The following is a 20011-nucleotide window of genomic DNA, read 5'->3' as shown; positions in this document are numbered from 1 at the left end:
AGCATCAGAAGAAATCAGGTCAGAAATGGGTTTAAATCATCGTCGTAAGTAATTTTTGATTAATTTCAAATAGCTTCATGAGTACTGATTAAGCTGCTTTGGTATTAAGCCAGCCCACAAGCACCTGAACTGCATCACTACTGGTACCTTGCCACCGCTCTGGATCTACCCTGGGGTCGCCAATCACACTGATCAGTTTTGCACTCATTGCTGCCTTCAAATCCTCTGGCGGCTTTACCCCTTTCCAGGCTAACAGCAAAGCATCATTAAATAGCGCCTGAACCTGGGGATAGCGAAATTGATTTTGGCTGTCTATACCCCAATCAAAGACCAGATGGATATAGTCTGTTTGCCGTCTTTTTTCTGTTGGAAATTTAAGCAGTTCAATAAAAGCGGCGTGAGCAAAAGCAGTACCTGTAAATCCAGGCCATAGATCAAATTGATTGATCCACCCCATTAACCCTCTTTTTGTTTTGAGGATGGACTCTGCAATGAAACGCGGCCCCTCAGATGCATTCAATAAATTTAAATCATGGGTCAACGATTTCAGTGGAGAGCCTAATTTAATAGCGCTACTGGTAAAAAAAAGTTGTGCTGTCTGAGCCAGCTTTTTAAATACAGGGTCATTAGGCTTAAAGTGATAGAGGTAAACATAGAATAAGGGCTCAGCCCACTTCATTGCCCTTTTGGCAATCTTGAGAGAGCGCGGAAGATGGATCTCAAAGTACTCACTTAAGTAATCCGTGCGCGCAGATAAACTACGTTCTGGCTCAAGCCAAATAGCATAGGGAAAATAACGCCAATAGCGTTGGTCAACTTGATGCCCTGATAGCTGTGCCAATGAGAAACGAATAAAAGTACGCTCACCAACCGCAAAAATATCCGGCGGCAAACCTATTTTTTCAATTGATATCGATTCTGAGGAGATTTTTTGCGCAGCACTTGCTAGCAGAGGAAAATCTTCTGGTAGCGTTGCTAGGTTCATTTTGGCGATGTAATAGGTTTGCTGTTAGGACTTTGTATTACATTCGCTCCAGGCGTCACAACAGCCGCAGCAGCGGTTGGAGCACCAGCAGCATCTAAAGCCTCTCTAGCTGCTTTACCTTTTTTGGAGTCGGGCTTAAATGCCAAAATGAAGCGCAACTCAACTCGCCGGCTTTTTTCTGCATCCTCTAAACCAAAACTTTTGATTACGCGCTTATCAGCATAAGAGCTAATGCCAAAGACGTCTAACTTACGTTCATTTTGATAGGACTGGGGCTTGCCTTCGGTCAGAACTTCATAAACCGCACGGGCACGATCTAAACCCAGGTGCCAATTAGTGTAGTTGCCTTGTTGAAGGGGCTTAGAGTCAGTATGCCCTTCAATAAAAATTGTTTCGATTTCTGCTTGCTCATCATTTGGTGGGCAGTCTAATGGTCTAGAAGCTCTTTCAGAATGAACATAACAAGGCAGAATCTTAATCAAGGACTCTCTAGCTTTTTTTAATGTTTGAGTTGAATTTTCATTCAAAACTGCACTATTAAATCCAAATAAAGCATCAGCCGGAAGGCCTATAACCCCGGATTGCGGATCAATCACCACATTTAAGCCAGCTTCCTTAAACTTTTGCCCAATGATCAGTACCGCGCTTGCGAGTGGGTCGTTAACGCTTTCTCCTCTTTGAATCGAATCGACCCTTTGAGAAAGCATTACTACCATGATGATAAAAACAAACAATAGACCTATCATCAAATCACTTGCAGAAGCGAGATAGCCCGCTTCCTCAACCTTTTCAGATTGTTTATTGTGGCTAGACGGTAAAAAAATCATAGTGATGTTTTAGTCTCGGCGAAGATATCCAATTAACTCTTGGGAAGTGACTCAACAAAGTCATCCATCGTTTGCTCTAAGGTTGTGATGGTTGTATGAATAGAAGAAATAGCCTGAGCCAGTTTTTCATCTAATTTAAAATGTAACTGCACCACCTTATTAGAATAATCCGACACACCACTAGTCAAATGATTGACGGTTTGATCAATAGAGGTCTTGGTTGATTCAAACTCAATCCTCAAAGAACTGAGCGCCGCACGAGAAGCATCGGTGCCTAGTTTAATTTCATTAACAGCGTCTTTGAGAGCACTGGACATGGCAGAAATGCCAACACCAAACTCTTTACTGATGACTTCTTGTGAAGCTACTGTCGTATCTAAACTGCGGGCTATTAAGCCTAGTGACTCCGTACTCGATTGAATTTTTTGCACAAAGGAATCAACATTAACAATCACCTTGTCGATGCCGTTGACTGAACCAATCAATCCACCCAAGACAAACTCTAATTTAGTAGCGCCTTCGCTAGTGAAGTCTTTTGCTCTTTGGAGCCCAGACTCTAAGCCAAGCATGGTTTCATTGGTTTTGGTAACCGTCTTTTCTAAGGCGCTTATGGCACTACCAAAAGAATCTCCTGCTTGGGCAAGAGAGACTCCAGCCCCCACTCCAGCAGTATTGAGTTTTTCAGTCACCTCTACTAAGGTTTTTCTGAACTGCTCCATCTCTTTTGCGGAGTCACCTTTAATCGCCTCTAAGAATTTCTCCATAATGTTTTTAAGAGCTTCTTCATTAATACGGCTGATACGCTCGGTTAATTTATCGAAAGCATCAATGAGTTTTACGCTAAGGTCATTAAATAAAGGCTCGAGTGCATTGCCGATCGCCTTGGATATGGATAGCGCAAAGTCCGTTTCAAATCGTTTTAATTGATTTACTTGCTCATGGTTTTGCGACAGCATTTCATGGAACATGCCAAGTTGCGCTTGGATAACTGCTTGCGGACCATTATCGGGAACAATTGCCCTGAGCTGAGCCTGCAATTCATCTATAGCAGTTTCCAACTTTTCAAGTGTAAGCTTAGCAGCCCAGTTCCAAACTAGGGAAGTTAACAAACCAGCAATCGAGGTAATAAACTTGCCGCCCGCTGTAGCAATCAAACCCTTAAGGGCGGCATCACGAGACTCTTGGTTACCACTCATAGACTGACCAGCATCATTTAATGCTAATGCCAGAAATATAAAAGTAAACATCAAACCTACACCGATCAAAATATTCGGCATAGTTTCATACAATGAGAGATTAATTTTTCCAGCTAGTATATTTCTAGCAGTCCAAATATCAGAATACGGTTTAAGACAGTATTGCTTAGACCCAGAATCCCCTCGAATGTCGATGAGATTTCTTTTGCTCTCTTGGAGTAAATCAATGATTCGAGCATTGGTAGTCGACCCGATAGCCGCCGTAAAAATGTCCCCGCCTGCTGCCTCTTTACCATTGAGCTCACCGCAAAGGTCTTTAATTTGAGCGCTCGATTGGTAAATAACTTTTGACCAAGACCAATACAAAAAAGCGGCAACAAGAAGAATTCCAATTGCAATGCCAATGGGTAGATATAGATTGACTGGAGTTTGCATGTTTTAGCGGAAATAAAATGAATAAGAAAATGGTGAAAGAATGATTTTTCGGGGAAATTGAAGTTTATATTGCCTAATTCTATACATCAGACGCCCTTACAGACACGTTTCATCACAACCAAGCCTAAAGTGCCTTCTGCTACAGGGGCAAAGGGGTATGGTTGCTTATCTTGATAGGCTACATTGCCCTCGCCCATTGGTTCAGAGAACCATTTAGTAGACAGTGCTCTTTGAAGCTCTTTCTTGCAGTTGTACTCTATGTAAGTTCTAAAGGATTGATAAGGATGCCTATCTTTATCAACGACTAATTCTTTAGCTTCATTGACCAAAACTTTAACCTTCACCAAGCCTTTATTTCTTTGAATTGCCTGGGCATCTATGTACACAGAAATATCTTGATTGGCCGTCACTTTAGTCCAATCAGCATACGCCTGACTAGTAAATAAGATTGCCCAAAGTAAAACAATTGGTTTAATCATTTAGCAATCTTTCTGCTAGGCGATTGCGGATTGCAGTGACGATACTAGTGATATCGGTGATAGAGGGCATTCTTATCAACTTAGGAAAAATGAATATATGGGCTGAGTACCCGATACCCGATGCCGAGGACCGCAAGCAAAATTAGTAAAAAGACAATACGCTTGAAGACTGATTTAGGTCCAGTGGCATAGGTCACCTCAATGCCTTGGATTGGCAATTGCATAGAGGTTTTCTTGCCAATAATCTTTTGAATCAAGCTGGGCTTTTCAAACTTGATCTCGTTGATCATTTTTTGCGCCAGCATGGCTTCGATCTCATTGAATTCTTTTTGCTCTCTTGAGACTTGAATATCTCCATCGAGCATTGTTTCGCTTGCATCAAAAGCTTGCTCTTCGGGTAGCCCCAGAATTTTGGCTACCTTTTTAGCGCTCGAATATTTGATGTCTGGGGAATAGAATGCGCCCTGCTCATTGCCTTCGATTTGCCGAATTTGGCTGTTGGAAAGAATCGCTTTATTTGCTAATTCCTCAATAGATAAACCCTGCTTTTCCCTGGCGTCCCTAAAGCGCTCACCCACTATTTTAGGTAATAGATTTTTCTGCTTGTCGGACACCAAATCTCCTTAAAGGGTGAGCAAAAAAATCGACTGCTTGCCCAGCGCACAATAGCAACACTAATCAATATTGAATCATTTTTTAGATGCTACAGACCATGAGAAGTAGGCCTTGAAAACAATAGCCAACTAAACATTGCCTATAATAAACATGAACTTAGGATAGTGTATACACTAATTGTCACAATGCAAGTATTTCAATTCCATGACAATTTTTTTAACCAATCTAACCCAGATCTGTAAGAGCTGGGCGGAACCCGTTAGCGCTCTTGACCCACATCGCCTGATTGGCCCTTAGGCCAATTCTTCATTCGGTGAATCTGCAGCATCCCAAACGCCCTCTTCTGGTGCAAACTGGGTTTGAGCCACAAAGTTTTTAATCGCCAATAGGGAATCTTGAGCAACATCGTCTAGGCTTACCGTCTTCAACTCATCAGAGCACAGATGACGGCACTTCTCCAAATCACCTACTTCTGCAGCCTCAGCCAGTGAAAGCAATTGCCCCAAAATACCGGAGCGGTCGACAATGGCATCTACGACAACGCTGGGAAGGTTAAAGTGAGAAAGTAATTCGCGAGCCGGCTCGTCAAAAAGATTATCAATTAAGGATAGCCCGCCAACCAAGAAGGCTAAATCACTAGAACCCAAGCCTCCACCCGCCCCCAATTTGGTTGACAGAGATTCCATAAAGAAAGCTCGGACACAAACAAGCTGCAATAAAGGTGTGGCATCTAAGGCTACTTTTGCCTTGGTATCGGCATAGAGCAGGAGTTGGGTCCATCGCGTAATGCGCTTAATGCCTGAAATTACAGCAGCATCACGAATATTCTCCGGCTTTTCACGCTTTCTCCGTGAGTCAATCTCAGCGATCACCATGAGGTGTTTAGAAACTACCGGATTAGCCTCCACTGCAGTTACCAATTCTTTTAACTCAGGGGAAGACAGTAGCAAAGTTAATAACTCTAATAACTTACGATATTCATCACCGCGATGCAATGACAGTTCAGGATCAGATTTAACAAAGTAAAAACCTTCAAACGCATCGCATCCAATATCGCGCGCATGATGGTATTCTTCTGGGGTATGTACGTTGGACGCAATAATTTGCAATGTCTTGCTACCATCTTTGGATTTTTCATCGCGTGGCAAAGGAATGCCTTTACAGTAATCAATCAGGCTGGATGGTTTAGTGACCTTTTGAAGATCTAACTTCACATAACGAAACTTTGTCAAAATATCATCCAGGCCATCAAAGACTTCAGTCAAACCCGTTAATACGAATTTGTAACCTACGCTTCGCAGTCTTTCAAGCTTTTCTATAATTTCAGGAACCCTAGGTTCTCCAGAATCCTCAAAATCTTTTTTAGCTTCAGCATTGGTCTCGAGATCTTGTTCAGCCTCTTTAGCAATTGCAGCTTCAGCTTCAATCGCGCCTAGAATTTCTGCAAGATCAATTTGCAAGGGAAATTTTACTGCCGGAAATCCGCGCAACTCATCACCCAATTGATCGGCACGAATATTAATAAAACCTAAATGTTGACCCAGGGATTGAGTAACCCCTTTTGTCTTTAGGGAGTAGAGGATTTCAGATAGAGTTACTTGAGTCACCTCCTTACCATCATCATCCCTGAGATTGGCATCGGTCACCTCCTCTGGGTAATTCACTTCGGCTTTGGGATCCTCGGCTAAGCGCTTAGCAATTTGCGCCACAACATCATTACGATCATTCAGTCTTTTAGCTTTAAGCGTAGTACCTGGTCTAAAGAAAAGCTCATACCCAATGATCGCCTGCTCTCTATTTATGATGGGCTCACGTCCAAGATAAGGATTTTCTGGCGCAATTTTTTCAGGGCCTCTAGGCGCCTGAATTGGTGCAGCTACGGATTTTTTCTTAAAGAGTGCCATGGCAAAGAGAACGGAAAAAACAGGTCAAGGATGTCCGCAATTTTACTGTATTTGATCTAATGCAGCCTCGCGCTCGCTTTCATGGAGTTCTAATGCAAAAATCTGACCATCTTTTAAGCTCTAAAACACCCCAAATTCAGAAATCTGCATTAATCATAAAATACAGAATAGAATATTTCGAGTATTAAACACTGACTGTAAATGAAAGAACTTCAATGAAAAAATTCACTGCAATCATCCTGTGTTGCATTAGCTCTGTAGCAATGGCCAATTGGCTCGAGCTTGGAAGCAATGATACTGCCGTTGTAAAGGTAGATACCAGCACTATTAAACGAAACCCATACTCAATCGAAGCATGGGTTTTATTTGACCTTAAAAAACCAATGCAAATTTTTGAGGGCGATAGAGACGTATATTCTGGGGTGGCCTACTATGAATATGATTGCACCGAAAACAAAGCGCGTTTTTTAGAGAAATATGCCTACACTGAAAAAAATGGGCAGGGCGATCGCATCTTTTCATCTAACAAGCCAGAGAATTGGCTCAGTATTCCACCTAATGTACTCAATTTTAAAGTCTTCACTTATTTATGCAGGCCCAAATAAGTCGCAAGGCTTATTTCGACAGTTTTTACTTACGGCGCTCTTTCACTATTACTAAATCAAAACTGAATGTTGATCCCCGCCCTTCTGTACTATCAATATTTAAAGTACTGCCCATCAACTCCAAAATTCGATTGCTGATAGTTAAGCCCAATCCAGTACCTCCAAAACGCCGTGATATAGAGCCATCAGCCTGAGAAAAGGGATCTAATATTTGTTTTTGAGATTCTGGAGAGATGCCTATTCCCGTATCTTTAACAGAAAAATGTAGCGTGAAGATTGAGTTTTCTAGCTTAATTTTCTGAATTGAAAGGTCTATCGAGCCTTGTTCTGTAAACTTAATTGCATTACCAATGAGATTGTTAATCACCAGGCTGAGATAGAAAAAATCACCGATTAGTTGTGTGTTGGGTTCTAAGTCGCAAAAAAGATTGAATTGCAAACCCTTCGCTTTAGTATTTTCTAAAAATAGACTACGCACCCTGACAAAGAGATCTTCAATTGAAAATGGTGCAGCATTGATACGCGCCTTATTCGCCTCTAATTTAGAGAAGTCGAGGATATCATTGACAATCTCAAGTAATAATTTGGCTGAAGATTCGATTCCCAGCAGATATTCACGCACCACTGGGCTTAAGGGCTCATACAAGGCCAAGGTAGACAGGCCAATAATGCCTGTCATCGGCGTACGAATCTCATGAGACATGTTCATTAAAAACTGTGTTTTCACATTGAGCGCAGCTTCAGCATCTACCTTAGCGCCGATGAGCTCAGTAATATCCCAATTAGTACCGACCATTCGGAGCGGTTTATTGTCCTCATCTCTCTCAACAGTCGCTAGACCTCTAATGACACGAACACTTCCATCTGGCCACAGGATTCTGAATTGAGTATTAAATTCACTAGCACCTTCAAGCGCTTTGGTTATAGCTGATTCAGCTGCGTCTCGATCTTGAGGATGAAGAGCACTAGCCCAGCCATCATATGAACCATTAAATTGGTCTCGCGTGATGCCATACAATTTACACATTTGGTCATCCCAAACCAAACGATTATTGAAGAAGTCAAAATCCCAAATACCAACAGAGCCTGCTCGAGCCGCCAACTGCAGGCGATTATTCGTTTCAAATATCACTTTTTCAGCTAATTTACGCTCTGTAATATCCCGTTGAATTGAAACCCAATATGTAAAAGTACCCGCTTCATTGGCAATGGGAATAATGTTCAGCTCCTGCCAAAACTCTTCACCATTTTTTTTATAATTTAATATTTCTTCGCGTACATGCTTCCACTCGCCCAGAGCTTTGAAAATCCTACTCTTGGTTTCTGGGTCGGATCTTGGGCCCTGAAGCATTCGAGGATTTTTCCCCAACACGTCGCTAAGTGAATAACCGGTCTCTCGAATGAAGGCCTCGTTTACATAAACAATGCGTGGCTCTAGATGGTCATTTGGAACGTCGGTTATGACAACAATATCGTTGGTATTGGCAATGACTACTCCAGCTAGCTTGAAGAATTCATCCTGTCCAATCACGGAGAAAGATTCATCATTCCCCGACTGAGCAAGCTGCCCCTGAATGCCTAGGGAGTGATTGGTATTCGTCATAGGCTCAAATTATAGAATTAACTGAGTAATTAGCAACGTTTGATTCTTGGGCAAAAAATCATAACTAGGTCGAAATAATGGCTTATGCAACAGAATTTTCTAGGGTGGATGCAATAGTGCTTAGAAAATCTCTAAAGCCAATCGGTTTTTCTATGAGGGCATTAAAGCCGGCATCCATAATGGCCTGCTTGTCTTCTTGCATAACAGAAGCTGTAAAAGCAATGACGGGAATAGCAGCGTAACGATCATCGGCACGCATAAAGCTCAAACAATCAAAGCCGCTCATACCGGGCATTTGAATATCCATTAATACGAGGTCTGGGACTTGCCTTTCAAGTTGCCCCTGCAAATCCTCACCACACTCTATTTCACTAGTCTCATAACCAGAGGATTGCAAAATATCCTTTGCGAGAGCTGAGTTAAGAATGCTGTCATCGACAATCAATATATGGGTCATTCTGCACCCCCCTTATCAACCTTGGGGATAAAGAATGTGAAGCTTGTACCCTCACCTAATGCTGAATCTAGTTTAAGCCAGCCACCTTGTAGATCTATTAGACGCTTAACAATTGCCAAGCCTAGACCAGTTCCCTCTAATTTTCTGGTGTAGTTATTTTCTACTTGCTTAAATTCTTCGAAAATTTTCTCTTGATCTTTTGGATCAATGCCGATTCCAGAATCCTTCACAAGGATCTTGACGCCTGCCTCAGTACTTTCAGCCTGAACTACGATTTCACCACCCTCAGGTGTAAATTTGACAGCATTCGTTAGTAGATTCAGAAGTATTTGCTTCATTTTTCGCTCATCAGCAAAGATGAGATTTTCACCCTCACTGATAAATACATTAAGCTTTAATTTATTTTTCTTAACTCGCTCTGACACGATAGCAACGCAAGATTGAATAGCCTTATTCAGAGAAAAAATTTCTCTGAATATCACAACTTCCCCGGATTCAATTTTGGAGAGGTCTAAGATATCGTTAATTAAATCGAGTAAATGCTTGCCCGAGTTAAAAATATTTTTGACATATTCAGCCTGCTTGACATTGATTTCACCAAAAATCTTTTCTTTGAGAAGTTCTGAGAATCCAATAATGGAATTGAGTGGTGTTCTGAGCTCATGTGACATATTGGCTAAAAATTCAGATTTATGTCGATTAGCACTTTCCAGCAAGAGATTGCTTTCTTGCAAACGGACTTGATTTGTCTCGAGCTCTAAAGTGCGCTCACGCACCTTGTTATCAAGCTCCATATTCTGCTTCTCAATAATTAACTGAGACTCCCTTAATGCACTTTCAGCATTACTAATTCGCACCAACTCCTCGTGAATTTGCTCATTACGATTCAAAATCATTTTGATAAAAATAAATAGCAAGACCAAATTCAAAATTGCAATAAGCCATATCGCATAAAGCGACCTTAGCCAACTATTGAGATAAATATTGTCCGCCACTACTGGTGTGACAATGAATGGGAAATTAGTTACTCTTCTGGGGGCAACAATACGGGTTTCAGACAGGCCATCCTGAATAGCTCTTGGCGTACTAACCTCTGCAACAGCATGATTAATATTTTGATCTGACATTAATTTCTTGGTGCTACTAGACAAAATCTTCTGGCCAATTAAATCTTCCCTAAAGGGATAGGCAGTCATTAAAGAAAAATCATTTCGATATAAAGAAACGGAGGCACCCTCACCTAGACTACTAATCACTTTTTTATAAAATTCAGAAAAGTTTGCTGCTGAAACACCAACCTGTAATGTTCCCAAGAACTCACCAGCTGGGGTTTGCAGTCTTTTGGCAATATAAAATACCCACTGGCCAGTACCCTTATTTTTAACTGGCAGACTAAAAAAATTAGTGTTTAGCGCGTGATCTCTGAGCTCTTTAAAATAATCTCGCTCGGATAAGTTGATCGGTGGTGGCGGATAAGATCTAGAAAAATTAACTAAACGCCCATCATCTAGAGCGATAGATGCCACATCAATCAAGAGATTTGATGCAATCTTTTCAGCAAGCAGTTGATGAACTATCTTTTGAGCGGCATACTGCTTAAAAGCAGATTCATTGGAAAAGCTGCTTTGCGGTAAAGCGTTGTAGATACTATTAAGTGCAACTTCCGCAGAAATAAACGTTTGCGCAGCGTGCTCAGATAATGTGAAAGAAACATTATCTGTCTGCCTCTTCCATTCCGATTCAGCATTGAACTTCAAGAAAAAACTAGCGGCAATGGCTATCGCAACAACCAATAGGCCCAAAGCAACACCCGAAGCGATAATGACTAAACGATTATTTTTCAATGGAGTGTTCGCAATTTTAGAAGGATTTCCAGCCCTAAAGCCTTAGCTTTCAAAGTGGGCTTGTAGCTCTTGCTCTACTACCAGTGCAATATCTCGGAGGTGACCCAACTCTTTTTCTGAGAAATTTCTTGGCGCAGTATCAATAATGCAAAGGGTACCAACCGCCAAACCACCTGGTAAATGCAATGGAATACCCGCATAAAAACGGATGAATGGTTTTCCGGTGACCAGTGGGTTATCTTTAAAGCGACTATCTTCTAGCGCATTGGGGATCAGAAAAATATCCTTACCTAAGATAGCATGTCCACAAAAAGAAATATCTCGTGGAGTTTCTGAGGCATCCAAACCACAACTCGATTTAAACCACTGCCGATCTTTATCTACTAAAGAGACCAATGCAATTGGTACATTAAATACGGAGCGCGCTAGTTTAGTAACGCGATCAAAACGCTCTTCAGGTTCCGTATCTAGAATCTCAAGTTGGCGTAATCCCGCTAGTCTTTCTGATTCATTTATTGGATTTTCAGGTTTCTGCATCTATTAACTCCTAATCAAGCGGATTGAAGTGAATTTTTACTGTGCAATTTTGAATGCCTCAATGGACTTATCGATATCTTTAAACATAATTGAGCCACGGGGTTTAGCACCAGAATCTGCATTTAAGCGTGACTGAGTTCGCACATCCATCAAAATTTCTCCAGCCTTAGCTTCACGGCATAGCCTTGAAACAATTTCAGTGACTGCACCAATTGCGGTATAGTCTTCACGCCCCTCAAAACCCATCATACCCAAGGTAGCAAATCCAGTGGCAACACCAATCCCAAGTGACAAAGATGGGTTATAGCCTTTTTGACTCCAGCGAACTTTGAGATTGGCGAAAGCTGTTTGAAACCGTTTTGCCAGGTTAATAGCCTGCATTGGAGCGTTATCAACCGGTATCGGGTCATTAAAAAAGATCACGATTTCGTCGCAAGAAAAACGCTGCACAGTGCCATTAAATTGACTAATGAGTTTTCCAAGAATTTGATGAAACTCGCTCAGAATGATCATGACTTCTTCTGGCTCTCTATCCATCACCAAATTACCAAAGCCACGCAACTCAAAAAATGCAATGGTGATTTCTTTGCGATGAGGTTGCAGGAGACCCTCTTGTTTATCAGCAACAATCTTGGTGGCAACATCAGCAGGCAAAGATCGTTTGAGCTTATTAAGACTCTCAATTTCCTCAACTTGTTGGGCAACCTTTTTTTCTAGGTCTTGATTCAGTTGTAACAACTCTTTATTTTTATCGGCAATTTCCTTTTGAAGGCCGGCGATACGCAGCAAAGAATCTACTCGCGCTAACAGTTCTGCCTGATTAATTGGCTTACTTAAAAAGTCATCTGCGCCAGCCTCTATTCCTTTGACTTTTTCACTGGAAGGATCCAGCGCTGTGAGCATAACTACTGGTAGTAATGCAGTTTGTGGTTTTTGACGAATGGCCTGACACACCTCATATCCGGACATCTCAGGCATCATGACATCTAGCACCACGAGATCAGGCATAGACTCTTCGATAGATTTGAGGGCTTCGGCGCCACTAGCAGCTGTTTTAACAGCATAGTCACGACTCTCTAATACAGCCTTTAATAGATCAATATTTTCAGCGGTATCGTCAACAATTAAGATGTTTGTGGGTTTCATGGCTTAGTGACTGATTTATATAGGTATTTTTGATAAATTAAGAGATTTCCGCATTATTCTATTATATTATCCTTAGGGCACTCTTGAATGTTAAAAGGTCGAACCAATCTGGTTACTGGAGATCACATGGAAAAAGTATTTTTGATCCGCGCAGAGTGGGATAACGATGCGAGCATTTGGTCCGCCACCTCCGATGATGTATTGGGATTGGCAACTGAGGCTGACTCTATTGACATCCTCTTTAATAAGCTCTCTTCCATGGTTCCAGAGTTAATACTTTTAAATAAACTTACGGAACAGCCTGAAATTGTGTATGAAGTGCTAGCCCGTAAGTCGTCAGTAGCTCACATACCAACTGAGGCTTAATCATGGCAAAAGTGATCGGGTCTTATCGTGGTAACTCTTTTTCTACAGATTTACTAGTCATACTCAAAGAAGCTGGTTGTAACTATCATGCGCCAGCCCACCGGGGCAATCACGACATTTGGTTCTCACCAATTACAGGGATCTACTTTCCGTTCGATAGTAAAATCCTCTCGCACCACACTGCTAATGCCATTCTCAAGATCGCAGGCCTGCCCGAACAGTTTGAGGCCCATCAAGATGAAGAAGCGGAAGAAAATGCCGGTAAGTAATTACCTAAAGATCGACAGAATGGAAGCAGAGGCTGTATTCATCTGCGCAACTACCTGAAAATCTAGACTTTGTTGGGTACTCAGAGCCTGCAGACTTGCTTGCAAGGCTGTCAAATCAATGTTCTGAATTGCATCTACTGTTTTCTGCGAGCTTGTCGCTAATTTTGTACTTTTATCAAGAGCGCCGTTCAGATCCGTACTCGCAGCCGACAAAGATGCTTGGGTAGATGAGATCTCTGAAATGAATTGATTGATCAAAGCAATCGCCTTAGGCGCGTTGTCTTGACCCGAAACCATTTGACTAGCAGTAACAGTAGCCATCGGCCCGTAGGCTGTTCCAGTTAAGGTCAAGGTACTTCGAGTACTTTCGCCAGTAAATCCACCAACAAATGTCCCGCCGAAAACCCCGAGATTTATACCTGGATCTCTACCTGTAGTAATTTTACTAGCAAATATCGAAGCCACTTCAGAGGCAGTTAAGTTGGTATTGGCCGTAAGCGTCAACCCACCAATCGTGGCGCTATCGCCAGAATTAAGATCGCGAAGAGTAACCGCCTGTTTAGCGTAGACACCCAACACACCATTAGAGCCTACAGCTTGAGTAGTGACATTAGACGAAGATATGGCGACTCTAGGAGTCACACTGCCGCTCACGCTCACTGTACTCATCGGTCCAAATGAAGTGCCGGTTAAAGTCAATGCATTTCCCGTACTAGCGCCATTAAAACCAGTTAATGAGCCCACAAAGGATCCCTCTGCATTAAGGGGATCATGCGGACTGCTAGCAGCAGTCTTATCTGCAAACATTTGTGCTACTTCAGTTGCAGTCAAATCCTTAGCAGCCGTAAATGTTAATCCGCCAATCGTGGCACTATCACCAGCGTTTAGAGCATTCAGACTGACTGTTTGCTGTGCGTAGACACCTGTGATACCTGCAAAACCAGCGGCTACAGTTGTAACGTTAGATGACGACAAATAAGCATTACTCGATGGAATGCTACTTGAACTTCCACTAACTGAAATTGCGCCTTGTGGTCCGTAATAAGTACCGGTGATTGATAAAGAACCACTTGATATAGATCCTGGGGCAAAGTTTGCAGAAAATGAGCCGCCAAAATATCCGCCTGCAGGTGAGCTGGTATTACTAGTCATCCGCGCAGAGAAATTATTTGCCACTGTAGCTGCATTCACGAAAGTATTGGCGTAAAAGGTAAGGCCACCAACAGTAACGCTCTCACCAGGAAACAGATCATGAAACTGCAAAGTTTGCTGCGCATAAGCGCCGGCTTGACTTGCAGTTCCGACAGAAATTGTTGTCACATCAGACGCGCTCAGCGCACTATTACCACTACCTCCGGTCACAGTTCCAGATGCGGGTAGCAAATCTCTGGGGCCTGGACTAGAAGCATTTGCAGACAGTTGTCCAAGGGTTACGTTGTAGTTATTTAAAGAGAATTGCGAGCCATAAGTAAAACTAGTGCCACCAAAGGAGCCAGCACTTGAAGGTGGATCTGAGTTGTATTGCTGTTTATTTAAAAATGCAATCGCCACATCTCTTGCCGTCATATTTGAATTTGCGGTAAGAGTAAGACCTCCTAAAGTTTCAGTCTCGCCAGCAGATAAGGCCCTCATCTGAATCAACTGCTGAGCATAGTTGCCTGAGCTAGAGTAATTGCCTGTCACAGAAATAGACACATCTGAAGACTGGATAATGGTTGGGCTTACAGTTCTACCGCTAACCTCCATTGTTCTCGCACCATTTGAAGTTCCGTTGAGAGATAGATTTCCCATCCCAGATGATGTTGCAGCAAATCCACCCGAGAACGCATTCAAAAATGTCCCTGAAGAACTATCTGTATTCGAATTAATTTTGGCTGCAAAAATATCGGCAACTTGAGTTGCCGTTACATTTGAGCTCGCTGTAAATGTAAGACCTCCAACTGTAGCAGTTTCTCCCGCTGCCAAGGAATGCAATACAACTGAAAACTGGGCTGCTAAAGAAGGGCTTCCGGCAGCAATAATGGTTATGTCACTTGCACTTAATGCAGGTCTAATAGAAGAAGACAAGGTAGAGCTTACGACAATTGCGCTCATCGGCCCTACTGCATTTCCATTAAGCGTAAAAGTACCGTTGCTATTGTCAACAGCGCTAAAACCACCTATAAAGCTACTCGTAAAATTACCGCCTGCTGGAGTACTGCTTGGGCTATTGATCTTTTGTGCAAAGGCTGCTGCCACTTGCGCTGCTGTTAAGCCAGTGGTGGCAGTTAGTATTAGGCCACCGACAGTAGCAGTATCACCAGGCGCCATAGCATTTAAGCGAATGGTTTGTTGTGCATAAGATGGTGCCACATAGGCCACCCCAGTGCGGTTGCTAGCAACATTCGCAGAAGTGATCGCTGTTGTTGCGCTTGTAATATTACCGCCAACCCCAATCGAGTTTGGACCGGTTGCCGTTGCAGTAAAGGTCACGGCATTTCCAGAGCCCGGGCTCGTTAGGTTATAACCACCTTGAAAGTTATTGGTAAAGTTACCAGCAGCGCTATTGCTGCTATTTGCAATCTTTTGATAAAAAATGCTGGCAACCTGTGACGCCGTTAAATCACTATTTGCAGTAAAAGTTAGCCCACCTACAGTAGCACTATCCCCTCCAGCCAAACCATTAAAGCTGATGGTTTGCTGAGCATTAGTAGGCGCTACATAGGTCACTCCAGAGATGTTGCTAGTGATATTGCTGCTAGTAATTGGAGATGTTGCGCTCGTAATGTTGCCACTGACTGCAACTGGATTTCGAAAGCCTAAAGGATTACTCGTCAATCTAACTGAACCATTGGCAAGGTCAGTGGCATCAAGACCACCTATAAAACTATTCGAAAAATTACCGCCTGCTGGAGTGCTACTGGGGGTAGCGATCTTTTGAGTAAAGGCTGCTGCCACTTGCACTGCACTTAAATCGTTAGTAGCAGTGAATGTTAAGCCACCTACAGTAGCGCTATCCCCACTCGCCAAACCATTAAAACTAATAGTTTGTTGTGCATTAGTAGGGGCTACATAAGCCACTCCAGAGATATTACCGGTAATGTTGCTATTAGTAATTGGAGATGTTGCACTAGCAATGTTGCCGCTAACAGAAATAGATTGTGGTCCGGTGATCGATCCTGTAAGGATCACTATGCCACTTCCATTATCAGCAGCAGTAAAACTACCTGTAAAGCTATTCGTAAAGTTACCGCCTGTAGGAGTACTGCTTGGACTATTGATCTTTTGAGCAAAGGCTGTTGCCACTTGCGCCGCCGTTAAATCTCGAGTGGCGGTAAAAGTGAGCCCGCCTATAGTTGCACTATCGCCATTTGCCAAACCATTAAAGGTAATCGTTTGTTGTGCACTAGTGGGGGCACTAACAGTAGGCACACCATCTACTATCGTAGTTGGCGTTAAATTTTGAGAAGCTACAGCAAAAGTAATGGCATTCAGAGCCGCTTGTAGGCGGGTGATATCTATACCCTGAATGACAGTAGTTTGGTTATTCACACCATCGGTACCGCTCACTACTGATAATGTCTGGTTACCAGTAAGTAAATTATTGCCATTTAAGCTAGTTGTCGCAGCAATTTGTCCAATTTGTTTATTAAGGCTAGCAAATTCAGCAAACAAATTACTCTGATCAACGGAGTTAAATAAACCATTAGACACTTGCGTGGCCAAACCTTGCATTTGGGACAAAATCGATGAGATTGAACTTAAGCCTGTTTGTGTAATATCGATGATGTTGTTGGCATTAGTAATATTGCCTTGAACAGCATCTTGGCTAGTGGCCTGATTAGATAATCTAGCAACGACACTAGCATCTTGTTTTGAGAGAGGCTGTTTACCGTTGGCAATCTGTGTTTGCGTTTTATCAAGACGTGCCTGAACATCATTGACTGCACTTTGCAGACTAGATGCTAAGGAAGTGATTGAATTATTCATACAAACTAAAAAACACAATAAAATTAATGGCTTAGGTTACTAAGCCATATTAATTAATTACTGTTTTTTTAATGGCTAGAAAAAAGGCATTTAATAGCCTTAATTCCTAGACTCCGCTAGAAATAGCGCCTGGAAAGAGAGTTACAACTAGATAAAACTGATTTGAATGTTAAGTTTTATAACTTAGGCAGCAAGTAATAATTTCTTATTCTTCTGATACTTACCTGCTCTTGAGGGCACATTACACAGATTGCACTCGTATTCTTCATGTAAGTCATACACATCAACTACAAACTTACCTTTACAGCATGAACAAGTTTCAGTTTTCAGAAGTTTTTGCTCTACAAAACGAATCAGAGTCCACGCGCGGATCAAACTGATGACTGGCTCATCGCTGACAGGATGGTCGTCAGCCTGCTCAATGATGTGATATTGCTCAAGATAAAGCTGATAAGACTTAATGAGCGCCTGAATACCAGTAACACCAGTATTTTCTTTTAGGAAATTGTAGATATTGAGAAATAAAGAGGAATGAATATTCGGTTGCCAGGTCAAAAACCAGTCAGTTGAAAATGGCAACATCCCTTTTGGAGGCGAGATACCTTTCAATTCCTTATAAAGCTTAGTCAAACGCTCTCGTGACAAAGAAGTATGCGACTCCAGCAACTGCAGGCGAGCACCTAAATTAATTAACTGAATTGCTAACTGAAGTTGCTCGGTCTCACCAACGATGCTTTTGACTTTCATGATCTAAATTCCGCTTTCTTTATAGGTATTGCAGAAATTAGGCAATAGCTTCGGCTTTTTGGCCGGCCATCAAAATTGAGCTGTGGACAATGGATTGGGATAAACCCTTAGTATTCTTGGTCAACATACCCAACATAGCGGCATCATCAAAGCGAAAGCGCATCAACATCATGTTGGAGCTAGCCAACTTGATCAGCTGAGAATTGCTTAAATCCCCAATTAAATCAGCGATATCCTGACTCACACCAAGGCGGAAAACAGCTTGATCCTTGTCTGCTTGAATCATCTGTTGAGCCAGCATTAAATAATTCAGATTCGCTTCACGAATTTCTGTCATAATGCTTTCTTGTGATTTATCAATCAGTTGCATGTTCTATCTCACTTAATTTATGCGATTTAGTACTTTCGCGATGAATGTAGTTTGCCCGACCCAATTTTTTTCTAAATGAGATAAATGCTACAAATTTAGTAAGGAAAATACTTACAAAACTGTATAAGATGTTTTTGTGCTGCTGATTAGACAGTCTCAATAAGTCGCAATAGACCTAGGTAATCAGCAAAAAAAATAATTCGAATGGTTAGCAAAAGCCCGATTTATAAGGCCTAAGTGTAAATGGAGACCAAATTTTGTATACGCCACGAAGCTACCAAAAATTAGGCAATGCAATGAGCTTGACTCCATCATCACCCAGCCCTAATACTCTCTCACTCAATTTAGATATTAAGATTTCTTGTGCTCAGTTCACAGAATTTAGAGCAAAACTGTGACTATAAACAACACAAGCTCTATGGAGAGCCAAACGAATGGCTATCACCCGGTATTAGCAACGGCTCAAGTACTCATTGTTGAAGACAACCTCATCAATCAGGTTGTCATTAAGCAATTTCTGATGCGCGCTGGCGCGCGTATCGACGTAGCAAACAATGGACAAGATGCGCTAGAACTCTTAAAGACCAAACAATACGACGCAGTGTTGATGGATATTCAGATGCCAGTATTAGATGGCTTACAAGCTTGCAAGCAAATTCGGGAACAAGCACATTTGAAGTCTTTACCCATCATTGGGCTTAGCGCAGGTGTATTCGCTGATGAAATTCAACAGTGCTTTGATTATGGAATGAGCGACTTTATTAGTAAGCCCATCGATCCAAACAGGCTATATCAAACAGTGGTCAATTGCATTTTGCAATTACGACCCCTACGCGAGCATCTGAAATCAACCAATACAGATATTGCTGATCCCCAAAAGCTATCCGATACAGTACTAAAGGACTTGCCCGGCTTTAACATCAATAAAATTGCATTGTTGATGAATGATGTTGCTTTGACTTTCAAGTTGCTGAACCTATTTGCAGTGGATTGCAGGGATTGCAGCGTAGGCCTGCAAAATGAAGTTGCAATGAATGATTTCCAGGCAGCACAAAAAAGGATTCATGCATTTAAGGGGTCTGCATGCACCATTGGAGCTGATGCAGTATTTGCCGCAGCACAGTTTCTAGATGCAGACTTAAGACTCGGCCAGCTCCATGCTGAAAACTATCATGATTTTCTAGAGGTACTTGCAGAGACTAGGATTTATTTAAAACAATATCTTGATAAGTACGAATCACATCATCGCAAGCAAAGCACTCAACAAAGTCTTCAAGATAGACCGCTTCAAGATCTTGTCATTCTGTTAACTGAAGATAATGCTATCGCACAAGAAGCACTAAAAGAATACTTAGAAATTTTTGGCGCGCGTATCGACGTCGCAAACAATGGACAAGATGCGCTAGAACTCTTAAAGACCAAACAATACGACGCAGTTTTGATGGATATTCAGATGCCAGTGTTAGATGGCTTACAAGCTTGCAAGCAAATTCGGGAACAAGCGCATTTGAAGTCTTTACCCATCATTGGGCTTAGTGCCAGAGTGTGTGCAGATACCTCTCAACAATGCCTTGATCATGGAATGAATGGCTGTATTTCTAAAACGGTAGATCCTAAAGAGCTAGTAAATCAAATCACTCAATGGATTAGATAGCAT

The 20011-nt window shown here is 42.0% G+C and carries 17 protein-coding genes and 1 pseudogene; 4 read left to right on the top strand and 14 right to left on the bottom strand.

The features are described from left to right. Positions 1-88 precede the first annotated feature (88 nt). The 6 genes from Pas1_RS03760 to Pas1_RS03735 all read right to left on the bottom strand — a co-directional run bounded on the left by Pas1_RS03760 (position 89) and on the right by Pas1_RS03735 (position 6441). Complete coding sequence (locus Pas1_RS03760; protein WP_096672525.1) at positions 89-985, bottom strand: EH signature domain-containing protein; 897 nt, start codon at positions 983-985, stop codon at positions 89-91. Continuing rightward, positions 982-1812, bottom strand: a complete 831-nt coding sequence (locus Pas1_RS03755) for an OmpA/MotB family protein (RefSeq protein WP_112294549.1) — start codon at positions 1810-1812, stop codon at positions 982-984. The genes Pas1_RS03760 and Pas1_RS03755 overlap by 4 nt, the downstream gene beginning before the upstream one ends. Before the next feature lie 32 nt (positions 1813-1844). Beyond that, entirely contained in the window at positions 1845-3443 is a 1599-nt protein-coding gene (locus tag Pas1_RS03750; RefSeq protein WP_096672523.1) for a hypothetical protein, read from the bottom strand. An 86-nt stretch (positions 3444-3529) separates the two neighbouring features. Then, the gene (locus Pas1_RS03745; protein ID WP_096672522.1) at positions 3530-3922 is read right to left on the bottom strand and encodes a surface-adhesin E family protein; all 393 of its coding nucleotides are present in this window, start codon (positions 3920-3922) and stop codon (positions 3530-3532) included. 80 nt (positions 3923-4002) lie between these two features. Continuing rightward, positions 4003-4536 (bottom strand): helix-turn-helix domain-containing protein, encoded by a 534-nt coding sequence (locus Pas1_RS03740; protein ID WP_158525985.1) that lies wholly within the window; start codon positions 4534-4536, stop codon positions 4003-4005. A gap of 294 nt (positions 4537-4830) precedes the next feature. Further along, positions 4831-6441, bottom strand: coding sequence for an EAL and HDOD domain-containing protein (locus Pas1_RS03735; protein ID WP_112294548.1), 1611 nt, complete (start codon positions 6439-6441; stop codon positions 4831-4833). A gap of 215 nt (positions 6442-6656) precedes the next feature. Between Pas1_RS03735 and Pas1_RS03730 the strand changes: the two genes are divergently transcribed. After that, the gene (locus tag Pas1_RS03730; RefSeq protein WP_096672519.1) at positions 6657-7046 is read left to right on the top strand and encodes a surface-adhesin E family protein; all 390 of its coding nucleotides are present in this window, start codon (positions 6657-6659) and stop codon (positions 7044-7046) included. 25 nt (positions 7047-7071) lie between these two features. Here Pas1_RS03730 and Pas1_RS03725 read toward each other — a convergent pair whose 3' ends face one another. From Pas1_RS03725 to Pas1_RS03705, 5 genes and pseudogenes are all read right to left on the bottom strand, one after another. Then, positions 7072-8649: a PAS domain-containing protein gene (locus tag Pas1_RS03725; protein WP_112294547.1), complete on the bottom strand. Its 1578-nt coding sequence runs from the start codon at positions 8647-8649 to the stop codon at positions 7072-7074. A gap of 82 nt (positions 8650-8731) precedes the next feature. Then, positions 8732-9106, bottom strand: a complete 375-nt coding sequence (locus tag Pas1_RS03720; protein WP_112294546.1) for a response regulator — start codon at positions 9104-9106, stop codon at positions 8732-8734. Then, complete coding sequence (locus Pas1_RS03715; protein ID WP_112294545.1) at positions 9103-10950, bottom strand: sensor histidine kinase; 1848 nt, start codon at positions 10948-10950, stop codon at positions 9103-9105. Before Pas1_RS03715 ends, Pas1_RS03720 begins: the two co-directional genes overlap by 4 nt. 57 nt (positions 10951-11007) lie before the next feature. Beyond that, positions 11008-11487, bottom strand: a pseudogene (locus Pas1_RS03710) (GAF domain-containing protein); the annotation flags it as partial. 36 nt (positions 11488-11523) lie between these two features. Further along, positions 11524-12633: a response regulator gene (locus Pas1_RS03705; protein WP_096672514.1), complete on the bottom strand. Its 1110-nt coding sequence runs from the start codon at positions 12631-12633 to the stop codon at positions 11524-11526. Between the two features lie 126 nt (positions 12634-12759). On the opposite strand from Pas1_RS03705, the gene Pas1_RS03700 reads away from it, so the two are divergent. Continuing rightward, on the top strand, positions 12760-12999 hold the full coding sequence (locus Pas1_RS03700; RefSeq protein ID WP_096673055.1) for a DUF1902 domain-containing protein: 240 nt from the start codon (positions 12760-12762) through the stop codon (positions 12997-12999). A 2-nt stretch (positions 13000-13001) separates the two neighbouring features. Next, complete coding sequence (locus Pas1_RS03695) at positions 13002-13268, top strand: type II toxin-antitoxin system HicA family toxin (protein ID WP_096672513.1); 267 nt, start codon at positions 13002-13004, stop codon at positions 13266-13268. Here the strand turns inward: Pas1_RS03695 and Pas1_RS03690 are convergent, their stop codons facing one another. From Pas1_RS03690 to flhD, 3 genes are all read right to left on the bottom strand, one after another. Next, positions 13269-17237: a beta strand repeat-containing protein gene (locus tag Pas1_RS03690; protein WP_112294543.1), complete on the bottom strand. Its 3969-nt coding sequence runs from the start codon at positions 17235-17237 to the stop codon at positions 13269-13271. It abuts the gene before it with no gap. A 183-nt stretch (positions 17238-17420) separates the two neighbouring features. After that, positions 17421-17984 carry a flagellar transcriptional regulator FlhC gene (flhC, locus tag Pas1_RS03685; RefSeq protein WP_096672511.1) on the bottom strand — a complete coding sequence of 188 codons (564 nt, stop codon included), beginning with the start codon at positions 17982-17984 and terminating at the stop codon, positions 17421-17423. Between the two features lie 37 nt (positions 17985-18021). Then, complete coding sequence (flhD, locus tag Pas1_RS03680) at positions 18022-18354, bottom strand: flagellar transcriptional regulator FlhD (protein WP_096672510.1); 333 nt, start codon at positions 18352-18354, stop codon at positions 18022-18024. Between the two features lie 394 nt (positions 18355-18748). Here flhD and Pas1_RS03675 point away from each other — a divergent pair, with 394 nt between their 5' ends. Next, complete coding sequence (locus tag Pas1_RS03675; RefSeq protein ID WP_136625602.1) at positions 18749-20008, top strand: response regulator; 1260 nt, start codon at positions 18749-18751, stop codon at positions 20006-20008. Positions 20009-20011 lie beyond the last annotated feature (3 nt).

The sequence above is a fragment of the Polynucleobacter paneuropaeus genome (genome assembly GCF_003261235.1).
Taxonomy (GTDB): Bacteria; Pseudomonadota; Gammaproteobacteria; order Burkholderiales; family Burkholderiaceae; genus Polynucleobacter; species Polynucleobacter paneuropaeus.
The sequence above is the reverse complement of the archived record's forward strand: the minus strand, read 5'-3'. Positions and strand labels throughout refer to the sequence as shown.